Genomic DNA, 22,116 nt, shown 5'->3' on the forward strand with positions numbered 1-22,116 from the left:
CTGCTAAAGCAGTAGGTAAAGTTCTTCCTGAACTTAACGGTCTTCTAACTGGTATGGCTTTCCGCGTCCCAACTGCTAACGTTTCTGTTGTTGACTTAACTGTTAACCTAAAAACTGCTGCTACATACGAAGAAATTTGTGCAGCAATGAAAGCAGCTTCTGAAGGCGAAATGGCTGGCGTTCTTGGTTACACTGAAGATGCTGTTGTTTCAACTGACTTCAATGGTGAAACACTTACTTCAATCTTTGATGCGAAAGCTGGTGTTGCACTAACTGAAAAATTCGTTAAAGTAGTATCTTGGTACGACAACGAAATCGGTTACTCAAACAAAGTTCTTGACCTAATTACTCTTATCTCAAAATAATAGTTATTAGCTAAGATTTGTTTTAAGCCTGTACTTCGGTATGGGCTTTTTTGTGCCTGAAATTTGTGTAAGATAAAATCGTGTAGTTAAATTGCCTCTCTTGCTACGATAACGAAATCGGGCGCTATACCCCCAAGAAACAAAGTTCTTGACCTAATTACTCTTATCTCAAAATAATAGTTATTAGCTAAGATTTGTTTTAAGCCTGTACTTCGGTATGGGCTTTTTTGTGCCGGATAGGAAAAGACAGCGGTAAAATCAGGACAAATACCCCCTTACTCTCCCCGTTAACGTCAAGATAAAGAGCGGCCAGGGAGCGATTTCTAAATTTTACACCTAAATAGCTATAATAACTTTCACTCTTGGAGGGGTATATTATTTTTTATTTGTGATCAACTGTTTTTATAAGTTAAGTGTTTATCAAAAAAGTATTTACTTGAAGTCTGATTGATATTAAGGATTATCTATCGTCTATATTGTGATTTATTGCTCAATTTACAACCAGATATACCTACTGTACTAAAAACAAGTGTACTTTATTTTTCTAGGATAAGTGATTGATGAAAAAATGATCTTTACTATTGCTTGCGGTTTGTTCCTGATGTTACTTAATCTCACATCGCTAAACACTATAAAGTGGCGGTGAATACTATCTGTAGAGACGCTTAACGAATATATAGGAAAGTAAAAAATGAGAATATTTAGTAAACTTACCACTAGTACCCTGCTAGCTGGAGTAATACTGGGATTTACATCCAGTGCTATGGCGGTACCTAGAACCGCTTTTGTCCACCTCTTTGAATGGCAATGGGAAGACATCGCTCAAGAATGTGAAACCTTTCTTGGACCAAAAGGATTTGCCGCAGTGCAAGTCTCTCCACCGACAAAATCTCATAACGCAGAGGCGTGGTGGAGTCGTTATCAACCAGTGAGCTACTCTTTTGAGGGACGCAGCGGTAATCGCAACCAATTCCAACATATGGTGCAACGCTGTAAGGCGGTAGGTGTTGATATTTATGTTGATGCCGTGATTAATCATATGGCGGCTTACGACAGAAATTTCCCAGAAGTGCCGTTTGGTCCCAATGATTTCAATTCTTGTACTCATGATATCAATTATGGTAATCGCTGGGAGATACAAAACTGTGATTTAGTTGGCCTTAACGATCTAAAAACAGGCTCTGATTACGTCCGTCAAAAAATAGCCGATTACATGAATGACGCAATTAGTATGGGTGTAGCGGGTTTCCGCATTGATGCCGCTAAACATATTCCAGCAGGTGATCTTGCCGCAATTAAAGGGAAATTAAACGGTAACCCTTACATATTCCAAGAGGTAATTGGTGCATCTGGCGAGCCAGTTCGTCCATCTGAGTACACCTTTATTGGTGATGTTACTGAATTTGGATTTGCCCGTAAGTTGGGGCCTGCATTTCGCAATAGCGATATTGCCTGGCTAAAAGATTTAAGCAATCAATTAGAGCTATCTAGCTCAGATGCAGTCACCTTTGTCACTAACCACGATGAAGAAAGACATAATCCTAATGGCCCCATTTGGCATGGTACACAGGGTGATGGTTACTATTTAGCGAATATCTTTATGTTGGCGTATCCCTACGGTTATCCAAAGATTATGTCAGGTTACTTCTTTAATGGTAACTTTAATGCAGGCCCACCAAGTAGCGGTGTACATACAGGTAATGCTTGTGGTTTTGACGGCGGAAACTGGGTGTGTGAACATAAATGGCGCGGTATTGCTAATATGGTAGCTTTCCGTAATCATACTGCCGCACAATGGAATATCAGTAACTGGTGGCAAAACGGTAATGATCAAATTTCCTTTGGTCGTGGCGGTTTAGGCTTTGTGGTCATTAATAAACGTAATGGCAGCAGCATAGACCAAAGCTTTGATACAGGAATGGTAGATGGCGATTATTGTAATATTATTGAAGCTGATTTTGATGAAAACAGCGGTCAGTGTAATGCGGCCGCAGATGCTAAAGGCCCTGCTGTAATTACCGTAAGTGGCGGTCAAGCTCACTTTAATGTCAGTGGGGATAATGCAGCAGCAATTCATGTTGGCGCAAAAATAGGTGATGCATGTGTGGGTGATGACTGTAATGGTAATGACGCTCCTAAACCAGCGACTCCAATAGTAGCAACTTCTATTTGTACTTCAGAAAAGCTAAATACCTTGTATTACTGGGCCGCTCAACCAGCAGGTAGCTTAGCGAATGCTTCGTGGCCAGGTATCACAATGCAAAAAAATGGTGATTTTTACTGTCATGATTTAACGGTAGAGCTAAACAGTATCAACGCTATTTTTAGTAATAGAGGCGCCAATCAAACGGCTGATTTAAGCGTGGCGGGTGCAGGCTGTTATATAGATGGCGCATGGAAATCACTTACAGATTGTGGCTTTGAGATAAAAGGCAGTTCAACGCAACCGACTGGTAGTGGTGATACAAGTGTCTGTTATGACAACCAAGCAGGCTTTAGTCAACCAACAATTTACTATTGGTCTGTTGCGGCTGACTCTACAGTCGCTGACGCGAACTGGCCCGGTGTAGCGATGCAGAAAAAAGGTAACAGTTACTGTCACGACTTTGGCACTAAGCTAAGCAGCTTAAATGTCATCTTCAGTGAAAATGGCGCTAACCAAACTGCAGATCTAAATACCACGGGGGATAACCTATGTTACTTCTCTGGGAATTGGTCTGCTCTGACCAATTGTCAGTAAAAAACTACGTGCTCTTAAACGCACTAGTAAAGCTATTAGCTCAATAAACCTTTCGTCTCCTATCAGGTTTGCCCGGTTTTTACCGGGCTTTTTTGTGTCTGAGGATCAGGCTCAGTTTGTAAAAGCAAAAAAAGAGCCCTTAAGCTCTTTTTTAAAATGGTTAGCAGTGATTAGCGCTATTTACTATGGAAATTTTCACAGGCAAACAGGGTGTTTTGAATCAAGGTTGCCACCGTCATTGGCCCTACGCCGCCAGGTACAGGAGAGATCCAAGCCGCACGTTCTTTCGCCGTTTCAAAATCAACATCGCCGCAAATTTTACCGTTTTCTAAGCGATTAATACCAACATCTAATACTATAGCGCCCTCTTTTATCCATTCTCCAGGGATGAAATTGGCTTTACCGCGAGCGACAACTAACACATCGGCTTGCTTGATATAATGTTCTAAATCTACAGTAAAACGATGGCAGCAGGTGGTTGTGCATCCCGCGAGTAGCAGTTCCAATGTCATCGGCCGACCAACGATATTTGACGCGCCAACCACAACAGCATGTTTACCTTTAATATCAACACCAATTGATTCAATCATGCTAATCATACCGCGCGGCGTACATGAACGAAGAAGAGGGATCCGTTGTGCTAAGCGGCCGACATTATAAGGATGGAAACCATCAACATCTTTATCAGGGTGAATACGTTCAATAACCAATGTTTCATCAAGCCCGTCAGGTAACGGAAATTGTACTAAAATTCCATCAATGGTGGAATCGGCATTAAGATCATCGATTAATGACAACAGTTCTGCTTGACTGGTCGTTGCCGGCAAATCAAATGATTTTGAAGTAAAGCCTACCTTCTCACACGTTCGGCGTTTACTTTGTACGTATATTTGTGAAGCAGGATCGCCCCCCACTAAAATAACCGCGAGGCCAGGAACCCGTAAACCTTTAGTTACGCGAGCTTGAACTTCTTGCGCTACTTTATCGGTAATTACGGCTGCAATCGCTTTTCCGTCTATGATTTGTGCAGACATTGAACAACTCTCTAATGTGTGATAATTATGATTGTTGCTATTGTCGCAAAACAATCGCCTGATGTCACATGAATCATACTGAGTGAACTTGATTTTATCTTTTCTATTTTTAAATTTAGATCATATACTAGCGAGTTAATGGGATCGGCCATCAATCGCACACTATAGACAATTTAATGCAAACATCGAATTCAACGTTTATTTTTAAAACGACACTACGCAAACTTATATCTGACTCAAATACTCATTCCGGGTTACGCGTATTCATTGCCATGGCAATTACCTTTATTCCTGCGCTCAACAGCAATTTATTCTCTTTTTTTACACAAAACAGCCTGCACATCTCCATCTCATTATGTTTAGGCGTAATGGCCAGTGCGATTGTGGAAACAGATGATAACTATAAAGGCAGAGGCAAATTTATTGCAACCATCGTACTCTGTTTTTTTATCGCCTCAAGCTCTGTAGAACTGCTAATGCCCTACCCGACACTGTTTGCTCTGGGTCTGTTTATTTCTAGTTTTTCTTTTATGATGCTTGCGGTGCTGGGGACTCATTACAATAAAGTTGGATTCGGTGCGGTTTTAATTGCAATATATACCATGATTGGTCATCAGACAGCTACCAATTGGTTTGAACAGCCTCTCTTATTAAGCATTGGGGCACTTTGGTATGGTCTATTTTCAATTGTTTGGAATTTTTATTCCCCTTACCGTTCCCTGCGAGAACAGTTAGCGCAACTGTTCTTTTCATTAAGCCGTTACCAACAACAGAAATCGGCTCTGTTCAATGAAAAAGAAGGTACCAGTAAAGAAGGTATTTTATCTGTCCGTCAGCAACTAGCGATACAGAACATTTCCACTATGGCGCGTCTTGAGCAGTCGAAGCGGATTATTGAATCTCGTTTTCAAATCTGTCAGAAGCAAAAGGAGCTTTATAAACTCAATGGCTATTATTGTATTGCCGAGCAAATACATGAACGAATCAGCGCAAGCCAATACTTATATAGCCAGCTGGAAAATATCTTTGGAGAAAGCCAAATCCTTGAGGGGTACCATCAGCTCTTATTACAATTAAGTGAAGATTGTTATCAACTGGGTGTGGCGATTAATGATAAGAAAAAATATCGCCATAGTCGACGCTTAAAATGGACCATCAACGCGTTATCCGATCAACTCTATCTGCTTAAACAGAAGTTGCAGTTTTTTGACAATAACAATGAATCGATGCAGGCACTACAAGCGATTTACGAAAACCTGCAAGGTATTGATGATTTACTGTTATCGGTCAGCCAAACGAAGCCAAACGAAGCGCCGATTAAAGAGATTGAAGAGGAAAATCGATCTACTCTATCGGTTCCCAGACAACTGCTCAATGCGATGAAAGCAACAAATCCCGTTTTTAAACATGCCGTTAGAATAAGCGTGAGTTTATCTGTTGCCTTTGTTTTACAGCACCTTTTACAATTACCACAGGGATTTTGGCTGGTGTTGACGGTATTGTTTGTTTGCCAGCCGAGTTTTAGTGAAACACGTAAACGCTTAATACAGCGCAGTATCGGGACCTTACTCGGCATACTACTTGGTTACCCGATTCTCCTGTCAATTGATGGAATATTTGCACAAGTTATTTTGCTCCTATTGAGCGCATTTTTATTTTTCAACTATTTACGTACCAACTATTCATTAGCGATGATCTTTATCACCCTATTTGTTATGTTTCTATTTAATTTATTAAACGGCACAGGTATGGAAATTTTACCTGCTCGCATTGGTGAAACATTATTAGGCGGTGGGCTAAGCATCTTAGCCATCACATTTATTCTGCCTGACTGGCAGTTCCAACGCTTCCCCACCTTAGTTAATCAATTGTTACTGCTAAGCGGCCGTTATTTTAAACAGGTGAGCCTGCAATACCAAGATGGTCGAAGTGAGAACTTAAATTATCGCATGACGCGTTTTAAAACCTTTCAAAGTGATGCGACATTGACCAGTGCATGGCAAAGCATGCTATTTGAACCCAGCTCTAAGCAGAAATTGACCAAAGAAGTTTATGCATTAGTTAATCGCTGCGATGCCTTAGTTTCATATATTGCGGCGTTGGCATCACACCGCCATAAAATGGATGATTTCGAACAAAACCGCGCCTTACAAAATTTAATCAATGCCACTGCAAAACAGATGTCATCAGCCAACAGCCGCAAAGTGGATGATGCAGAGCTTGTCAGCGCGATTGAAACAATCGAAAACTACAAAGCGAAGTTATCCGGAGAAACATTGTTGTTTGTGGAACAGTTACGTCTGATTGCGTTCACCGCACTGGATATACAGCTTCTTTTACAACAGGTGAATTTCGCCAGTAAAACTACTGATATCAGATAAAGGAAACATAATTTGTTATTTAATGGCCAAGACTACCCAACAGATCCTCAAGGCTATCTGCTTGATTCGACATTATGGACAGAAAAACTGGCTATTTATATTGCCGAATTAGAATCAATCAAGATGAGTACAGAACACTGGCAAGTAATTAACTTTGTCCGTGAATTTTATCTTGAATATAATACATCGCCAGCCATTCGCGCATTAGTTAAAGCGTTGGAAAAGAAATATGGAAAAGATAAAATAAGTAGTCGCTATTTATACCGTCTATTTCCCAAAGGGCCCGCAAAACAAGCGACTAAAATTGCAGGTTTACCCAAGCCGGCTCGCTGTATCTAATCGCAACAATATTAATTATTAAAAACAACATCTAAGGAAAGTACGATGCCAAAGGCAAGTGATATCAAAAAAAATACCGCAGTCGAATACAATAACAGAGTTTATATCATTAGAGATATTGAACGCTCTGTTCCACAAGGACGTTCAGGTGGCAGCTTATATCGTATGCGTATGTACGATGTGGTCACAGGTTCAAAAATTGATGAAACGTTTAAAGATAGCGATATGCTGCCTTTAGCTGATTTAATTCGTCGCAATGTTATGTTTTCTTATCTTGATGGCGAGCAATTAGTCTTCATGGATAGTGAAGATTATACGCCGTACAATCTAAATAAAGAGGGCATCGCCGACGAAGTGCTATTTATTGATGAAAATACGCAAGGCCTTCAAGTGGTTTTAGTCGATGGCACACCTGTCACGCTGGAATTACCTTCAAGTGTTGATCTTGAGATAATCGAAACATCGCCATCAATTAAAGGTGGCTCGGCAACAGCGCGCACCAAACCAGCAACGCTCTCTACCGGCCTAACAATTCAAGTACCGGAACATATCTCAACTGGCGACAGAATAAAAATAAACACGACTGAGCATAAATTTATGGGCCGTGCTGATAAGTAATAATTTAAACCCTCCGCTAGCAAACCCAGTGCAAGCAAAATAAGCAGTCAAAGTTAAAAAGGACGATACTAATGTAACGTCCTTTTTTATTTTTGGGCTGCGGTTTAGTTAGCGCGCAACTGTTATGGAAACTGTGAACAAAATTTAAGAGATCGAAACCGGTCATTAATACTAGCAGTGATATAATAGGCAAAACTGTCCCAGTATGTGAGGATGTAAACGCCATCCGCCACCAGGTATCAACTGGAATGCAAGATAGCGAATGATTGCGGCGTCGCACAAATAACACGCTTTAATTGCTGTGTTTTTGGTAATATCATTTTAATCCCCCTGAAAACGTGATTTTTTCACTTACATTCAACTATATTTAACTAGGTTACTATGTCTCAAAAAATATACTGTATCGCAATGTTTCAACCTAAAACGGGCAAGCTGGATGAACTGTTTAAAGTGCTGCAAGCACTTGAGCCAAATGCACAACGTGAAGACGGCTGCATTCAATATTTAGTCACACGTCATATTGATAATGATTTTGCACCAGGGAGCAGTTTCCCGATTGTTTTTAATGAAGTGTGGCGCGATAAAACAGCTTTTGAAGCGCATTGCGTGCGCCAGGAGATTGTTGCTTTTTTTGATACTCACTGTGCGGCAGAAACAGGTTTAGTGGAAAATTATAATGTCTGTGTCTATAGCGATCAGCCGCAAAATTACGATGCGCCACTGCTGTAAAATAGATTAGCAGATAAAAATAGAAGGATTAAATGATGAAACAATTGTTTGCCACCCTTTTACCAACAGCCCTATTGGCAGTTGCGCTGCCAGCTTTGGCAAGTACTGCAGAGCCAACAATCACAACACGTATTGTCGGGGGGATTGAAAGCAGCAGTGAACAGTGGCTAGCGGTTGTTAGCATTAAATCAACTTATAGAAATCAACATTTTTGTGGTGGCTCCTTAATTAACGAACAGTGGGTACTCACCGCGGCTCACTGTATGTTTGATTCATATGACTTACCGCTGCGTCCCTCTGAAATTGTGGCTACCGTGGGAGAATATGATTTAAATTCATTACCGCTTACGCCATCAACCAATATTGCACAAATATTTACCCATCCAAATTATGATCCGGCCCAACTCGGAAATGATATTGCGTTGCTGAAATTAGCATCGCCAGTCGCTAATCCAACGAACTCGATGGTTGATCTCAATGATACCGAGGTGCTCATCGCGCAACAAAGCCCTGCAACTGTAATCGGTTGGGGCTCAACGGTTGCCTATGAATCAGTACCGCCAACCCCAGATTATCCCGATATACTGCGCGAAGTGGTGGTACCACTCAATACAGATCAGCAGTGCAGCAATAGTTTAGGCTCAGCCTACACAGATCAAATGATTTGCGCAGGCCTCCCTGAAGGAGGGGTAGATGCTTGCCAGGGAGACAGTGGTGGCCCGCTTATGGCTAATAACAATTACGGTTGGCAGCAACTCGGTATTGTAAGTTGGGGGATAGGGTGCGCAGCGCCAGGCAGTCCGGGCGTTTACACGCGCATTGCCGTTTTTTCCGATTGGATTGGAAGCATTATCCATACATTTTGGATCACCTCAACCACACAATTCCTATCAACTTCAGTCAATAGCAGCAGTGTTAAACAGATAACGGTCGATAATAACTCAGACAGCAGCGCCAGCTTCACTTACACGATTGCGGGATCAGACTACTTCAGCTTTGATGGTAGTGGCTGCACCACAATTGATGCACATAGCAGTTGTCAATTTCCGGTTACTTATGCACCGTTAGATAGTAATGCCCACTATGCCACGATTACAGCGAGTTCTACTATTGCCGGATCGGATATGCATGAATCCAAACTTTACGGCGTTCCTTTGGTTTTATCTCACTCATCAGGTTCGCTGGGTTTCTTCGTTTTTCTGCTACTGCCATTAATAGCGGTGCGTCGCTATTATCCTTAAAACAGATTAAGGTTAACGGTTAATAATGAGGGCATTTCGTGCCCTTTTTAGATCCTCAATTACCAACAAACAACTTTGTGAACTAACTCACATACTGTTATAATAATCAATTTTTAACCGTTTCAATACAGGAATCTCATTTTGAGTCAACAACCCTTCTCGTCGATAGCGTTGCATGCTGATCTATTAAAAAACCTAGACTCTCTTGATTACTTATCAATGACAGAGATTCAGGCACAAAGTCTACCCCATATTTTAGCCGGTAAGGATATTATTGCCCAAGCTAAAACCGGATCAGGTAAAACAGCTGCGTTTGCTTTAGGGGTGCTTGAAAAACTTAATGTCAAACGCTTCCGTATCCAATCATTGATCTTATGTCCGACACGTGAACTTGCAGATCAGGTAGGAAAAGAGATACGCAGACTAGCCCGTACCGTTCACAACATTAAAGTCCTGACCTTATGTGGTGGTGTGCCGTTTGGCCCGCAAATCGGTTCACTTGAACACGGTGCGCATATTATTGTTGGTACACCCGGGCGAATCGAAGATCACCTGCGCAAAGGAACCTTGCGCCTGGATGATTTACAAATATTGGTATTGGATGAAGCAGATCGCATGCTCGATATGGGTTTTCAAGATTCCATTGATTCGATTATCGACCAGGCTCCCAAAGTCCGCCAAACACTGTTATTTAGTGCCACCTTTCCAGAGCAAATCAGCAAAATAGCCAAACGTATTTTAAAAGATCCCGTTACGGTTAAAGTTGAATCGACACATAATAACGACATTATTAAGCAATCTTTTTATAAAGTTGAAAACAATGAAGATCGTATGATTGCGCTGCGCTTATTATTGCAGCACTATCAACCGGAATCGTCTGTTGTATTTTGTAATACTAAACGAGAAGTGCAAGAGGTTGCTGATGAACTGGCAAATAGAGGCTTTAGTGCGATCCCATTGCACGGCGATTTAGAACAAAAAGAACGCGATCAGGCATTGATCCGTTTTTCAAATAAAAGTGCCAGCATATTAGTCGCAACGGATGTTGCTGCCCGCGGGTTAGATATTGACAATCTTAGCGCAGTTTTTAACTACCATATCGCACACGATCAAGAAGTACATGTACATCGTATTGGGCGAACAGGACGAGCGGGCAGCAAAGGTCTTGCTTTCTCTTTCTATAGCAGTAAAGACAGCCATAGAATAGCATTACTTGAAGATTACCTAGATCGTACTATTGAAAGTCAGCAACTGCCTTCTTACGACGCTTTAGATAAAACACCGACGCAATCAAGTATGATAACCCTGCGTATCGAAGGGGGTAAAAAACAAAAAATCCGTCCAGGTGACGTTGTCGGCGCATTAACAGGTGTTGATGGCATTGCTGGCGAGCAGGTAGGGAAAATCCAAGTTTCAGATAATTGGGCATATGTTGCCGTACAACGAGATTGTATCAAAACAGCGTTTAAAAAATTAAGTGAAGGAAAACTTAAAGGTCGTAATTTCAGGGTAATGGTTGTTAGAGGATAACAAGCGTGCGCTTACCAAGCCTCTTCACATTTGAAACTGAAGTGGCTTGGTACTTTTCTATATCAAAAATCACTTTTACATAAAATTTATTGCCCCGCCACAACACTTAACGTAATAAAAAATCAATTTACATCACCGCTTTGTAACAGAACGTAACACCTACTGTATTTGTGTAAGTAAGTGTAACGTACCGAATAATATGATAATTCCGTCACGAAATTTTATTTCTGCTTGTATATACTTGCCCCACTTGAATTGAAAGACGTTCAATTTAGTAAAAATAGCATCAAATAGATGAACTATTTTATCCGCTTAAAATTTGCAATGTAACCATCGTAAATTTTAAGCAATATAAATAATCTGATATTTGCTGCAATTAATATTAGTAACCTGTAAGCAGAAAATTAACCAACTGGAGAGTTGTTCATGAATATATTCGGGAATTTACAAAAAGTAGGGAAGTCATTAATGCTTCCTGTATCAGTATTACCAATCGCAGGTATTTTACTGGGTGTCGGTGCTGCTAAATTTGGCATTTTACCAGATGTTGTTTCTCAGCTGATGGAACAAGCTGGTGGTGCTGTATTTGGTAATATGGCGCTTATTTTTGCAATTGGTGTTGCATTAGGATTCACAAAAAATGACGGTGTTGCTGGTCTTGCTGCTGTTGTTGGTTATGTGATCATGATGAAAACTGTTGAAGTACTTGCTCCTGGCGCGAATACAGGTGTACTTGGTGGTATCGTTGCTGGTGGTGTTGCTGCTGCAATGTTCAACCGTTTCTACAACATTACATTACCTGACTACTTAGGTTTCTTTGCCGGTAAACGTGCTGTACCTATTATGACAGGTTTTGCTGCCATTATTATGGGTGCTATCCTTGCTGTTGTTTGGCCTCCAATTGGTAACGGTATTGCTGCATTCTCTGAATGGGCTGCTAACCAAAACCCAGTTGTTGCATTTGGTATTTACGGCGTTGTTGAGCGTTCATTAATCCCATTTGGTCTACACCATATCTGGAACGTACCTTTCTTCTTTGAAGCTGGCTCTTGTGTAAATGCTGCTGGTGAACAACTTAACGGTATTTTAACATGTTACCTATCAGCTGATGATGCATCACGTGCTGCTGGTAATGGTTTCGGTCAACTAGCCGGTGCTTACATGTTTAAAATGTACGGTCTTCCTGCTGCTGCTATCGCAATTGCACACTCTGCCAAGCCTGAAAATCGCGCTAAAGTAATGGGTATCATGCTTTCTGCTGCGTTAACTTCATTCTTAACAGGTATTACTGAGCCAATCGAATTTGCATTCCTATTCGTAGCGCCTTTGTTATATGCAATCCATGCGCTACTAGCTGGTTCTGCATTTATCTTAACTAACATGTTAGGTATGGTTCACGGTACTTCATTCTCACATGGTCTGATTGATTTCATCGTATTATCAAGCAACTCACAAAAATTCTGGTTATTCCCTGTAATGGGACTTGGTTATGCAGCAATCTACTACACAGTGTTCCGTGTTGTAATCGCTAAGTTTGACCTTAAAACTCCAGGTCGTGAAGATGAAGAACTTGAGCAAGAACTTGCACTTGATAACACTGAAATGTCTATCCTTCTTGTTGCAGCGTTCGGTGGCAAAGCTAACATCGAAAACTTAGATGCATGTATCACACGTTTACGTGTAACAGTTAAAGATATTGAACTGGTTAGTAAACCTGAACTTAAGAAACTAGGCGCTGCAGGTGTTGTAGTTTCTGGTAACGGTGTTCAAGCTATCTTCGGTACTAAATCTGATAACTTAAAAACTGACATGGAAAATTACATGTCACGTTAATAAATCAAACAAGGCTGGGTTAAACCAGCCCTGTTTTTTTTAAGTAGAGGCAGTTTAATCGATTGCCTCTACTTTTTTTTACTACAATTATTACCCCTACTAAAGTAAAACAACAATAACCCTTCGAAGCAACCAGCCTAACCAACCATAACTTATCCCCCTTAGAAACGGCGCTTGTGACATGCAGCTGATATTTTAATAATACCAATTCCATTAATTAGATGATCTATTAAGGCGCAGGAAAAATGGATGAAAGCAATGCATTGATAGCAGTAACTAGTTGTTCTAATTATAAAATCAATAACGAAGCTCGCATTCATTTTAACAAGCATAAATGAATAGATAATGAGTGGATTTGGTATAATCACCTCTTCTATTTAAAGATCGTATGATAAGTCCATTATTAGCAATCTATTGGGTGCAGTAACACAAAACCACAAGCATCTCACGCAACAGGCTTATTAAGAAGAACAAGGCGCTGGAGCGATTAACTGCGTTAATCCTCTATCGGCAGATGTAAACGCAGCCATTTAAGATCTTGAATAGTGTAACGCAGCGCAAGTTTTCGACCATTCTGCCCATAGGGCAAGGCGGGAGACCGCCCTATGAGGTGTTGATTTAGAACGATGGGATCTTCAACTTAAGGCTTGAATAGGACCACCTCCCGACTTGCTGATTCAGCTGGCTGGGAATATGGCAATATCAAGGCAAAGGGTTATTTAACGGCTCGAATTGCTAAGGAAAGGCGCTTAACCGTTTTAGCTGCGTCGGCTTGGGGATCATTAAAATAATTACTAATTATTTTCGTGATGATGTTTTGTAAGTGACTGGTCGTTGCTACGTTTTGCGTGAATGAGGGTACAAGCTGACCGTTATAAAAAGCACGGTATGACTTTTGCGAACATGCATCAAATTTGCTCATATCAATATCATTTCGAACCGGAATGGAGCCTTTACTGATATTAAACTCAGTCTGAAATTGTTTTGAAAGTAACGTATTTACAAATAATGACTGAACATTCTTTCGTGCCTGAAAATTATATTTTTCAAATAATACAAAACTGTCTATATTGTAGCTAAAAAGCCCTTTGCTCTCAGGCACTTCGACACACATATAGTCAACCATTGCCTCTTTGCCAGATGCATTCCACATCCCCTTGGCCCAATCCCCCATAAATTGCATCGCGGCTTTATCTGTTGCGATCAATTTACTGGCATTAAACCAATCTTTTCCAACCAAACTTTGGTCCAGATAGGTATTCAAGCGTTTGAATTTTTTAAAAACGGCGATCATTTCAACAGAATTTAAAACATCTTCATCATGGTTTACAAATGCTTTTCTATATTTTTCTGCCCCCAACAAAGAGAGAGCCATTGATTCAAATAACAATGCGTCTTGCCAAGCGGTACCGCCATGCGCTAAGGGTAAATATCCCGCCGCTTTAATTTTGTCCGCAGTAATAAAAAAATCATCCCATGTTGTTGGAACAGGTAATTTAAGCTCGTTAAAAATTTTTTTATTTAACCATAGCCAGTTAACCCGATGCACATTAATAGGCACGGCCATGTAATGTCCTTTATAGGTAACAGTCTCACGCACAACTTGCGGCAGAATATCTTGCCAAGAAGTGGTATCGACGACCTTATCTATCTCGTCAAGCATACCCACTTTTGCCCATTCACCTATATCCGGGCCTTTAATTTGTGCGGCATCCGGTGGATTCCCAGATAATGCCCGCATTTGTAATACGCGCAATGCAGTGTCGCCGCCCTCCCCAACAATAGCAAAATTTTGCCATTCTATATTTTGTGCTGCTAGAGATTTCTCCAGTATTTTCTGTGACTCAAGCTCTCCTGGCGCGGTCCACCAATGTAAAACTTCTAATGGTATCGCATCGCTGTTGGCATGAGCACTAAATAACAGCGGCAACAATAAAAGTCTTTTTTTCATAACTAACCTTGTAATTCACAGTGAAAACTTTTTACTCAGATGTCGATTTATAGACTCTAGGCAAGGTGATAATAACTTCTAATCCACCTTCATCTCTATTGATTAAATGCAACTCGCCATTATGTGCATGGATAATATTGCGTGAAATACCTAATCCCAAACCATACCCCTGCTGATCGTCATGTAAACGGCGATAAGGTACAAAAATATGCTCCAACTCATTTTTAGGAATACCGGGGCCATTATCTTGGATTAAAATCTGTAAACTTTCATCACTATCATTAATCAAAACTTTTACAGCGCCACCATATTTAACACCGTTATCAATTAAATTAGCTAAACAACGTTTTAAAGCTAAGGGCTTACCACGATATAAAGTAACTTCAACAGCCACTATTTTTATTTTATCGGGCTGAGAACTGCTGATTTGCTCTAACAATTTCAAGATATCCACAGCCTGAATATTTTCATGAATATCAGTATCTTTTACCGTTTGCAGCGCCCCTTTTACCAACATTTCTAGATCATCTAAGTCATGATTAAATGCTTCCGTTTGTTTTTCGCTGTCAAGTAATTCGGCGCGCAGGCGTAAACGAGTGATGGGGGTTTTTAAATCATGAGAGATAGAACGAAATAAGACTTCGCGATCGCGAATATAGCGCTGTAATTTTTGCTGCATGCGGTTAAAGGCACGCGTTGCCGCTACAATCTCCGATGCCCCGACCTCGATTAATGGCGCTTGATCAAGATCGATGCTCATCTCTGAAACGGCCATGGCCAATTGTCTCAATGGCTTAGTTTGCCAATAAAACAGCAGGTAGATAAAAACAATAACAAATACGGTGGTAAATATAAGCGTAATTACCTGCGCGGGAGTAATAACGGATTTATCCACTAGTCGGTAAGGTGGTGGTAAAATTGCAGCTAAATATAACCATTCATGTTCTGCAATTTCAATCTGCACCACCAAAATAGGCGGTTTAACCGAGGGTATTATCAACGAATACGCCCCCCAAGAAGGAGGCAGGTCTTTTAATAGAATATCATTTTTTAAAACATGCAGATCATCAGGAGAGGAGAACTCAATTTTAAGATTGTTATTTTCTGAAATGCGCCGTTTTAACACTTTTTTAACGGCTTGTATAACCCGCGTTTTTAGTAAGCTATCTGGTATCGGGTTAATATCTATTTTTTCACTGTTTAAGGAAACAAAAAAACGGCTTCCGCCTAAATCTCGTAATTGCTCCAGCACTAAATAACGGTATTTTAATGGCAAATTTTGAAAAAACGAGATAGTACTTAACGCATTTTCTGCTAAATTGTTTGCATTTTGTATCACTATTTTCTCTTCGCTTTCAGCAAATTGATTGACTAAAAAAAAACTGCTGACAAGTTGGGCGATAACAACCGAAAAGATGGTTAGCAATAACATCCGAGAAATTAACGATGCAAACATTAAGCGAAAATAGTTCATCTTATTTACCTACAAAATAAATCATTGAGCATCGAAGCTGACTTGTGCAATAAACACATACCCCGCGCCCCGTACCGTTTTAATTATTTTCGGCGCTTTGGCATCATCCCCTAAACATTGGCGTAAACGGCTTAAATGGACATCTATGCCCCGCTCATTGGCAAAAGCATCTCGCCCATGTAAGGCCTGGCTTATTTGATCCCGTGAAATAGGACTGTTGGGATTATCTAAGAAGAGGGTTAATAACTGAAAGTCAGCTCCCGTTAATGGGATTGTTTGATTATTTTCATCCAGCAGGTTGTGTTGCTGGTTATCTAATTTCCAATTTGCAAAAGAGGAATAACGCGTTTTTTCTGAGCTTTTAAGCGATTCTTTTACGAAATTGGTTCGCCTTAATAAGGCTTTAATGCGCGCCAGTAACTCTCTTGGACTAAAAGGTTTGCCAATATAATCATCGGCACCAATCTCCAAGCCTAATATACGATCCATTTCATCTGAGTTGGCAGTTAACATAATAATCGGCACATTTGAATTTTGGCGAATACGTTGGCACAAAACAAAACCATCATCGCCAGGCAACATAATATCTAGAATAATAATATCCGGACTGTGCACTAACAATTTTTCATCCATTTCTTGACCATCGTGCGCAGTGATCACCTCAAAGTTGTTCTTTGATAAATACTCAGCCAATAATTCTCGTATGGCCTGATCGTCATCAACAACTAAAACTTGCTTATTATTAGTCACATCTACTCCTTAGAGGTTAACTACTACACACGAAAACAGCCTGTGATTTTAACGGATTGAGCACTTATTTAACAGTAAAGCTGATCATAAATTTGAACCATGCACCGATGCTTAAATTTCCAGCAAACTATTTAATTTAAACAACAATATCAACAGCTTACCTTATAATTGTGGTTTTTGATGTTTTTTGCACTTGCCTGTTCGAAAATGGATGATAAAATGCGCGCGCTTTATAATTCAAATCTTATATTTATAATGCTTAACAATACTACAAAGGAGCGCGATGTTATGTTTTTACTTAGATTATTTAATCACGCTGTGAGCTTGTCGTTTGTAAAGATTTTCTTGTCATACGAGATTTACTTAAACTACGCACCAGAACCGTGAATTAAACGGTTAACCTCGCAATATTTGTTATATAACAACTTTAGTTCCATTTTATGGCAACCTTTAAATCTATAAGGATCCCGTTATGCAAAACGTCCTCAATTTAGCGCCTGAAACTTCTCTTTTGAATGATCAAGAGATCCCTTTAGTCACTAATTTATATGATCTAACACCCGATAATATCCTATTAAGTCAAGAGCACTATGAATCAGAAGTACGCTCTTATCCGCGCCGTTTGCCTATTGCGATTAGAACGACACGTGGCGTTATTGTCGAAGATACTAAAGGTCAAATTTTTCTGGATTGTTTAGCTGGCGCAGGTGCGTTGCCGTTAGGTTATAACCACAGCGAAATCAATCAAGTACTAATCAAGCAATTAAATGACGGCGTGCCTTACCAGACGCTGGATATCACTACCCCAAGCAAAGATGCCTTTATCAAAGCGGTGATGAACTTTTTGCCTGACAACTTTGCAAAAAATGCACGTATTCAATTCTGTGGACCTTCAGGTGCCGATGCGGTTGAAGCGGCCATTAAACTGGCAAAACTTTACACTAAACGTAATACCATGGTTGCTTTCCACGGTGCTTACCACGGCATGACTAATGGTGCTTTGTCTTTAACGGGCAACTTGGGTGCAAAAAGTCGCCGCACCGGTTTAATGCCTGATGTGCATTTCTTTCCGTTCCCGTATAGCTACCGTTGCACATTTGGCTTAGGCGGCATCGAGGGTGCTAAACAGAGCATTCGTTACATAGAATCGGTGTTATGTGATGATGAAAGCGGCATTACTAAACCGGCGGCTATTATTGTTGAACCCATCCAAGGCGAAAGCGGTGCTATTCCCGCGCCGCTTGAATGGTTACAAGAATTACGCCGTATCACCACTGAGCAGGGTATCTTGTTGATTTTTGATGAAATTCAATGTGGTGTTGGGCGCAGTGGTGATCATTTTGCGTTTGAATATGCGGGCATTGAGCCGGATATCTTAATATTATCGAAAGCGATTGGCGGCGGCATGCCGATGTCTATTATCCTTTATAATAAAGAGCTGGATTGCTGGAACCCGGGTGAGCACACAGGTACCTTCCGTGGCAACCAATTAGCGATGGCCAGTGGCGCAAAAACCTTAGAGATTATTCAACGTGATAATCTGGCCGATAATGCAAAACAGCGTGGTGAACAATTACGTGCTGGACTCACTAATATTCAACAACAGTTCCCACAAATTGGTGAAGTGCGTGGACGCGGTTTAATGAATGGCGTGGAAATTATTAAACCGGGACAGTTTAACGCATTAGGCCATCCCGAAGCCGATCCTGAATTAGCAACAAACATTCAACGTGCGGCATTAGAGTTAGGTTTGATCATTGAAAAAGGTGGCCGCAGAGGTGCAGTATTACGCTTTTTACCTCCATTAATTATCAGTGAAACACAAATTAACTTTGTAATTGACACTATAGAAAAAGCCATGACCCACGCAGTGAAATTATAATGAGCACTCAATCGGCACCATGGGGGCAACACTTTATACAGCTGGGTAATAACAACCAGTCGTTTGAACAAGCGACTGCCTTTACTCAGGAAACGATCAACGATTTATTCAGGCAGGCAGATAAACCTTATTCAGGTTTATCACCTGTAACGGTTAAAGATCAATTACAAGCAGTTGATTTTAATCAAACACAATCGTTACAATCGGTGATCACGACGGTTAATGAACTTATCGCTAAAAATTCTATTTTAGTACAGCACCCGCATACTATTGCGCATCTACACACCCCACCGCTGATCGCTTCAGTGGTGGCTGAACATTTCATTGCCGCACTCAATCAATCAATGGATTCCTGGGATCAATCATCTTCTGCGACCTTTGTGGAGCAGTTAATGATCGATTGGTTATGTAAAACCTATCAATTAGGTGAGCGCTCTGACGGAGTGTTCACCAGCGGCGGCACACAAAGTAATTTAATGGGGCTTTTATTGGCACGTGATTGGTTTGCTTTTAATCAATCAGGTCACAGCATCCAGCAGGATGGCTTACCTGATTATGGGCACAAATTCCGTATTATCTGCTCTAACAGAAGTCATTTTACGGTACAAAAATCGGCATCCTTAATGGGATTAGGTGAGCGCGCCGTTGTTTGCGTAAAAACCAATCTGCAAGGACAGATGGATATCGATGATCTGCTGCTGACTATCGATGCGTTAAAAGCACAGGATTTACTACCTATTTGTGTCGTTGCCACTGCAGGTACAACAGATCATGGGGCTATTGACGAACTTGATAAGATTGTAGAAATTGCACGCAAAGAACAGATCTGGAGCCATATTGATGGCGCCTATGGCGGCGCACTGCAACTCAGCGCAAAACACAAATATCGCTTAAAGGGTATTGAATCTGCCGATTCAGTGAGTGTTGATTTCCACAAATTGTTCTATCAAACAATCAGCTGCGGCGCATTATTAATTAAAGATAAAAGCAACTTTAATACGCTGCTGCACCATGCCGATTATTTAAATCGTGAAGGCGATGAATTACCGAATCTGGTTGATAAAAGTATTGCCACCACTAAACGCTTTGATGCACTGAAGCTGTTTATGACATTAAAAAGTGTCGGTGCGGATACCTTAGGTGAAATGTACGATAAGCTGCTTGAGCTAACTTTACAGGTTGCTGATTTAGTGAAACATAACGATAGTTTTGAATTGTGTTGTGAGCCATTACTATCAACGGTGCTCTTTCGTTTAAGCGAAAAATACCAAGGTTCGTTAACTGCCGCTGAATTTAATCAGCTGCATCAGAGCCTGCGTTTACAATTGCTGACCTCGGGTGATGCTGTGATTGCTGAAACTAAGGTAGATGGCAAAGTTCACCTTAAATTAACCCTGCTTAATCCGTGTTTGGCATTAAGTGATTTTGATTCATTATTTACAAAAATAGAATCTCATGCTGTTACTCTAACCAAAAAGGCTTTATAACGTGTCTGTATTACAAATTGGCGCGGGTGGCGTCGGATGGGTTATTGCTCATAAATGTGCTCAAAATAACGATGTTTTTGGTGATATCACCATCGCTTCTCGCACGCTTGCTAAGTGTGAAAAAATTATCAGCTCGATCAAAAGTCATAATAACCTTAAGGTCAGCACTCAAAAAATAGAAGCCTTAAAAGTGGATGCCGATAATGTTGAAGCATTAGTCGCACTTATCAATCAGGTTAAGCCTGATTTACTGATCAATGCAGGCCCTCCTTGGGTAAACGTTACCATTATGGAAGCCTGTGTGCAGACTAAAACGGCCTACCTTGATACCTCTGTTGCTGTCGATTTATGCAGCCCAGGCCAGCAGGTTCCCGAAGCCTATGATCCGCAATGGGCATTTGCGCAGCGTTTTAAAGACGCGGGTATCACTGGTATTTTAGGTGCAGGTTTTGATCCGGGTGTCGTCAGTGTCTTTGCCACCTATGCGCATAAACACCTGTTTGATGAGATAGACAGTATCGATGTTATGGATGTGAACGCGGGTGATCACGGTCAGCAATTTGCGACTAACTTTGATCCTGAAACCAATATGCTGGAAATCCAAGGTGATTCGTTCTACTTTGAGAACCAACAGTGGAAAAGCGTGCCCTGCCACAGCCGTATGATGGAATTTGATTTTCCGATTGTAGGCAAACAAAAAGTTTACTCCATGGCACATGATGAAGTACGTTCAATAGCGGAATTTATACCGGCAAAACGGATCGAATTTTGGATGGGCTTCTCTGACCATTACCTCAACTTCTTTAATGTGATGCGCACTATCGGTTTATTAAGCCAAGAGCCGGTGACAACCTGTGATGGTATTACCGTTGAGCCGCTCAAGGTATTAAAAGCGATTCTGCCGGATCCGACGTCACTGGCATCCAACTATACAGGTAAAACCTGTATCGGTACTTGGGTAAGAGGTAAGAAAGAGGGAGTGGCAAAAAGCATATTTATTTACAATATTTGCGACCATAAATCCGCCTATCTGGAAGTTGAACATCAGGCGATCTCCTACACAACAGGTGTGCCGGCGATCACCGCCGCCCTGCTTTACTTCCAAGGTAAATGGAACGATATTGGCCTGTATAATATTGAACAGCTTAACCCGGATTATTTCCTGGATTTAATGCCGCGCATTGGTCTAACTTGGCAGGTACAAGAGCTGGACGCTTAAGCTTTATAGTCTGAAAAAAGCAAAGACCTTGTCTTTGCTTTTTTTTATCTGATTTTTACTAACATAAAAGATCCCATTATGCGCAAAGAAAAAAACTTAATTGAAAATGACCTTAACACCCCTTACTTCCTGATCGATGAAACAAAATTAATCGCTAACCTTGAGAAAGCCAAACAGCTCAAGCAGATTTCAGGGGCTAAACTGGTATTGGCACTTAAGTGTTTTTCAACATGGGGCACATTTGCCACCATCAAGCCTTATCTGGACGGCACCACAAGCTCAGGTCCTTATGAGGTAAAATTAGGTCATGAGACCTTCGGTGGTGAAACTCATGCCTACAGCGTGGGATATTCAAAAGATGATATCGAAGTGGTAAAACCGTTGGCCGATAAAATCATCTTCAATTCACTTTCCCAACTTGCAGCCCATTATGACGCCTGCGCTAACAGTGCCTCGTTAGGATTACGTATTAACCCCGAGCGCAGTGTTGCCGGGCAAGATTTAGCCGATCCTGCCCGCCCCTATTCTCGTTTAGGGGTAAAA

The 22,116-nt window shown here is 40.9% G+C and carries 15 protein-coding genes and 2 pseudogenes; 13 read left to right on the forward strand and 4 right to left on the reverse strand.

The features are described from left to right. A pseudogene (locus ACJAT7_RS11610) lies at window positions 1-365 on the forward strand (type I glyceraldehyde-3-phosphate dehydrogenase); the annotation flags it as partial. 691 nt (window positions 366-1,056) lie between these two features. Then, the gene (locus tag ACJAT7_RS11615; RefSeq protein WP_415226965.1) at window positions 1,057-3,105 is read left to right on the forward strand and encodes a starch-binding protein; all 2,049 of its coding nucleotides are present in this window, start codon (window positions 1,057-1,059) and stop codon (window positions 3,103-3,105) included. 176 nt (window positions 3,106-3,281) lie between these two features. Here the strand turns inward: ACJAT7_RS11615 and folD are convergent, their stop codons facing one another. Beyond that, window positions 3,282-4,139 (reverse strand): bifunctional methylenetetrahydrofolate dehydrogenase/methenyltetrahydrofolate cyclohydrolase FolD, encoded by an 858-nt coding sequence (gene folD / locus ACJAT7_RS11620; RefSeq protein WP_415226966.1) that lies wholly within the window; start codon window positions 4,137-4,139, stop codon window positions 3,282-3,284. 176 nt (window positions 4,140-4,315) lie between these two features. Here folD and yccS point away from each other — a divergent pair, with 176 nt between their 5' ends. The 7 genes from yccS to ptsG all read left to right on the forward strand — a co-directional run bounded on the left by yccS (window position 4,316) and on the right by ptsG (window position 12,810). Next, window positions 4,316-6,520, forward strand: coding sequence for a YccS family putative transporter (yccS, locus tag ACJAT7_RS11625; protein WP_415226967.1), 2,205 nt, complete (start codon window positions 4,316-4,318; stop codon window positions 6,518-6,520). A gap of 12 nt (window positions 6,521-6,532) precedes the next feature. Beyond that, entirely contained in the window at window positions 6,533-6,859 is a 327-nt protein-coding gene (locus ACJAT7_RS11630; RefSeq protein WP_415226968.1) for a TusE/DsrC/DsvC family sulfur relay protein, read from the forward strand. A 45-nt stretch (window positions 6,860-6,904) separates the two neighbouring features. Next, the gene (gene yeiP, locus ACJAT7_RS11635) at window positions 6,905-7,477 is read left to right on the forward strand and encodes an elongation factor P-like protein YeiP (RefSeq protein ID WP_415226969.1); all 573 of its coding nucleotides are present in this window, start codon (window positions 6,905-6,907) and stop codon (window positions 7,475-7,477) included. Between the two features lie 381 nt (window positions 7,478-7,858). After that, on the forward strand, window positions 7,859-8,206 hold the full coding sequence (locus tag ACJAT7_RS11640) for a putative quinol monooxygenase (protein WP_415226970.1): 348 nt from the start codon (window positions 7,859-7,861) through the stop codon (window positions 8,204-8,206). A 32-nt stretch (window positions 8,207-8,238) separates the two neighbouring features. Beyond that, on the forward strand, window positions 8,239-9,447 hold the full coding sequence (locus ACJAT7_RS11645) for a trypsin-like serine protease (protein WP_415226971.1): 1,209 nt from the start codon (window positions 8,239-8,241) through the stop codon (window positions 9,445-9,447). A gap of 141 nt (window positions 9,448-9,588) precedes the next feature. Then, complete coding sequence (dbpA, locus tag ACJAT7_RS11650; RefSeq protein WP_415226972.1) at window positions 9,589-10,977, forward strand: ATP-dependent RNA helicase DbpA; 1,389 nt, start codon at window positions 9,589-9,591, stop codon at window positions 10,975-10,977. A gap of 426 nt (window positions 10,978-11,403) precedes the next feature. Beyond that, window positions 11,404-12,810: a PTS glucose transporter subunit IIBC gene (gene ptsG, locus ACJAT7_RS11655; protein WP_415226973.1), complete on the forward strand. Its 1,407-nt coding sequence runs from the start codon at window positions 11,404-11,406 to the stop codon at window positions 12,808-12,810. A 715-nt stretch (window positions 12,811-13,525) separates the two neighbouring features. Here ptsG and ACJAT7_RS11660 read toward each other — a convergent pair. From ACJAT7_RS11660 to ACJAT7_RS11670, 3 genes are read right to left on the reverse strand one after another with little or no spacing between them, the layout of a single operon-like run. Further along, on the reverse strand, window positions 13,526-14,761 hold the full coding sequence (locus ACJAT7_RS11660; RefSeq protein ID WP_415226974.1) for an ABC transporter substrate-binding protein: 1,236 nt from the start codon (window positions 14,759-14,761) through the stop codon (window positions 13,526-13,528). A 31-nt stretch (window positions 14,762-14,792) separates the two neighbouring features. Then, complete coding sequence (locus ACJAT7_RS11665) at window positions 14,793-16,235, reverse strand: ATP-binding protein (RefSeq protein WP_415226975.1); 1,443 nt, start codon at window positions 16,233-16,235, stop codon at window positions 14,793-14,795. Window positions 16,236-16,256: 21 nt separating this feature from the next. Further along, window positions 16,257-16,985: a response regulator gene (locus tag ACJAT7_RS11670; protein WP_415226976.1), complete on the reverse strand. Its 729-nt coding sequence runs from the start codon at window positions 16,983-16,985 to the stop codon at window positions 16,257-16,259. Window positions 16,986-17,457: 472 nt separating this feature from the next. On the opposite strand from ACJAT7_RS11670, the gene ACJAT7_RS11675 reads away from it, so the two are divergent. The 4 genes and pseudogenes from ACJAT7_RS11675 to ACJAT7_RS11690 form a co-directional block, all read left to right on the forward strand. Further along, on the forward strand, window positions 17,458-18,867 hold the full coding sequence (locus ACJAT7_RS11675; RefSeq protein ID WP_415226977.1) for a diaminobutyrate--2-oxoglutarate transaminase family protein: 1,410 nt from the start codon (window positions 17,458-17,460) through the stop codon (window positions 18,865-18,867). Next, window positions 18,867-20,354 (forward strand): pyridoxal phosphate-dependent decarboxylase family protein, encoded by a 1,488-nt coding sequence (locus ACJAT7_RS11680; RefSeq protein WP_415226978.1) that lies wholly within the window; start codon window positions 18,867-18,869, stop codon window positions 20,352-20,354. The genes ACJAT7_RS11675 and ACJAT7_RS11680 overlap by 1 nt, the downstream gene beginning before the upstream one ends. Window position 20,355: 1 nt before the next feature. Further along, a complete protein-coding gene (locus ACJAT7_RS11685) occupies window positions 20,356-21,573 on the forward strand; it encodes a carboxynorspermidine synthase (protein WP_415226979.1) in 1,218 nt (405 codons plus the stop codon). A 78-nt stretch (window positions 21,574-21,651) separates the two neighbouring features. Further along, window positions 21,652-22,116: pseudogene (locus ACJAT7_RS11690) on the forward strand (carboxynorspermidine decarboxylase); the annotation flags it as partial.

Origin of the sequence: Psychromonas sp., from assembly GCF_047632995.1 — a bacterium.
Lineage (GTDB): Bacteria > Pseudomonadota > Gammaproteobacteria > Enterobacterales > Psychromonadaceae > Psychromonas.

Bases quoted from the DNA above. Each gene is read 5' to 3' on its own strand.
- ACJAT7_RS11615 (WP_415226965.1), top strand. From the start codon at position 1,057: ATGAGAATATTTAGTAAACTTACCACTAGTACCCTGCTAGCTGGAGTA.
- folD (WP_415226966.1), bottom strand. From the start codon at position 4,139: ATGTCTGCACAAATCATAGACGGAAAAGCGATTGCAGCCGTAATTACC.
- yccS (WP_415226967.1), top strand. From the start codon at position 4,316: ATGCAAACATCGAATTCAACGTTTATTTTTAAAACGACACTACGCAAA.
- yeiP (WP_415226969.1), top strand. From the start codon at position 6,905: ATGCCAAAGGCAAGTGATATCAAAAAAAATACCGCAGTCGAATACAAT.
- ACJAT7_RS11640 (WP_415226970.1), top strand. From the start codon at position 7,859: ATGTCTCAAAAAATATACTGTATCGCAATGTTTCAACCTAAAACGGGC.
- ACJAT7_RS11645 (WP_415226971.1), top strand. From the start codon at position 8,239: ATGATGAAACAATTGTTTGCCACCCTTTTACCAACAGCCCTATTGGCA.
- ptsG (WP_415226973.1), top strand. From the start codon at position 11,404: ATGAATATATTCGGGAATTTACAAAAAGTAGGGAAGTCATTAATGCTT.
- ACJAT7_RS11660 (WP_415226974.1), bottom strand. From the start codon at position 14,761: ATGAAAAAAAGACTTTTATTGTTGCCGCTGTTATTTAGTGCTCATGCC.
- ACJAT7_RS11665 (WP_415226975.1), bottom strand. From the start codon at position 16,235: ATGAACTATTTTCGCTTAATGTTTGCATCGTTAATTTCTCGGATGTTA.
- ACJAT7_RS11675 (WP_415226977.1), top strand. From the start codon at position 17,458: ATGCAAAACGTCCTCAATTTAGCGCCTGAAACTTCTCTTTTGAATGAT.
- ACJAT7_RS11680 (WP_415226978.1), top strand. From the start codon at position 18,867: ATGAGCACTCAATCGGCACCATGGGGGCAACACTTTATACAGCTGGGT.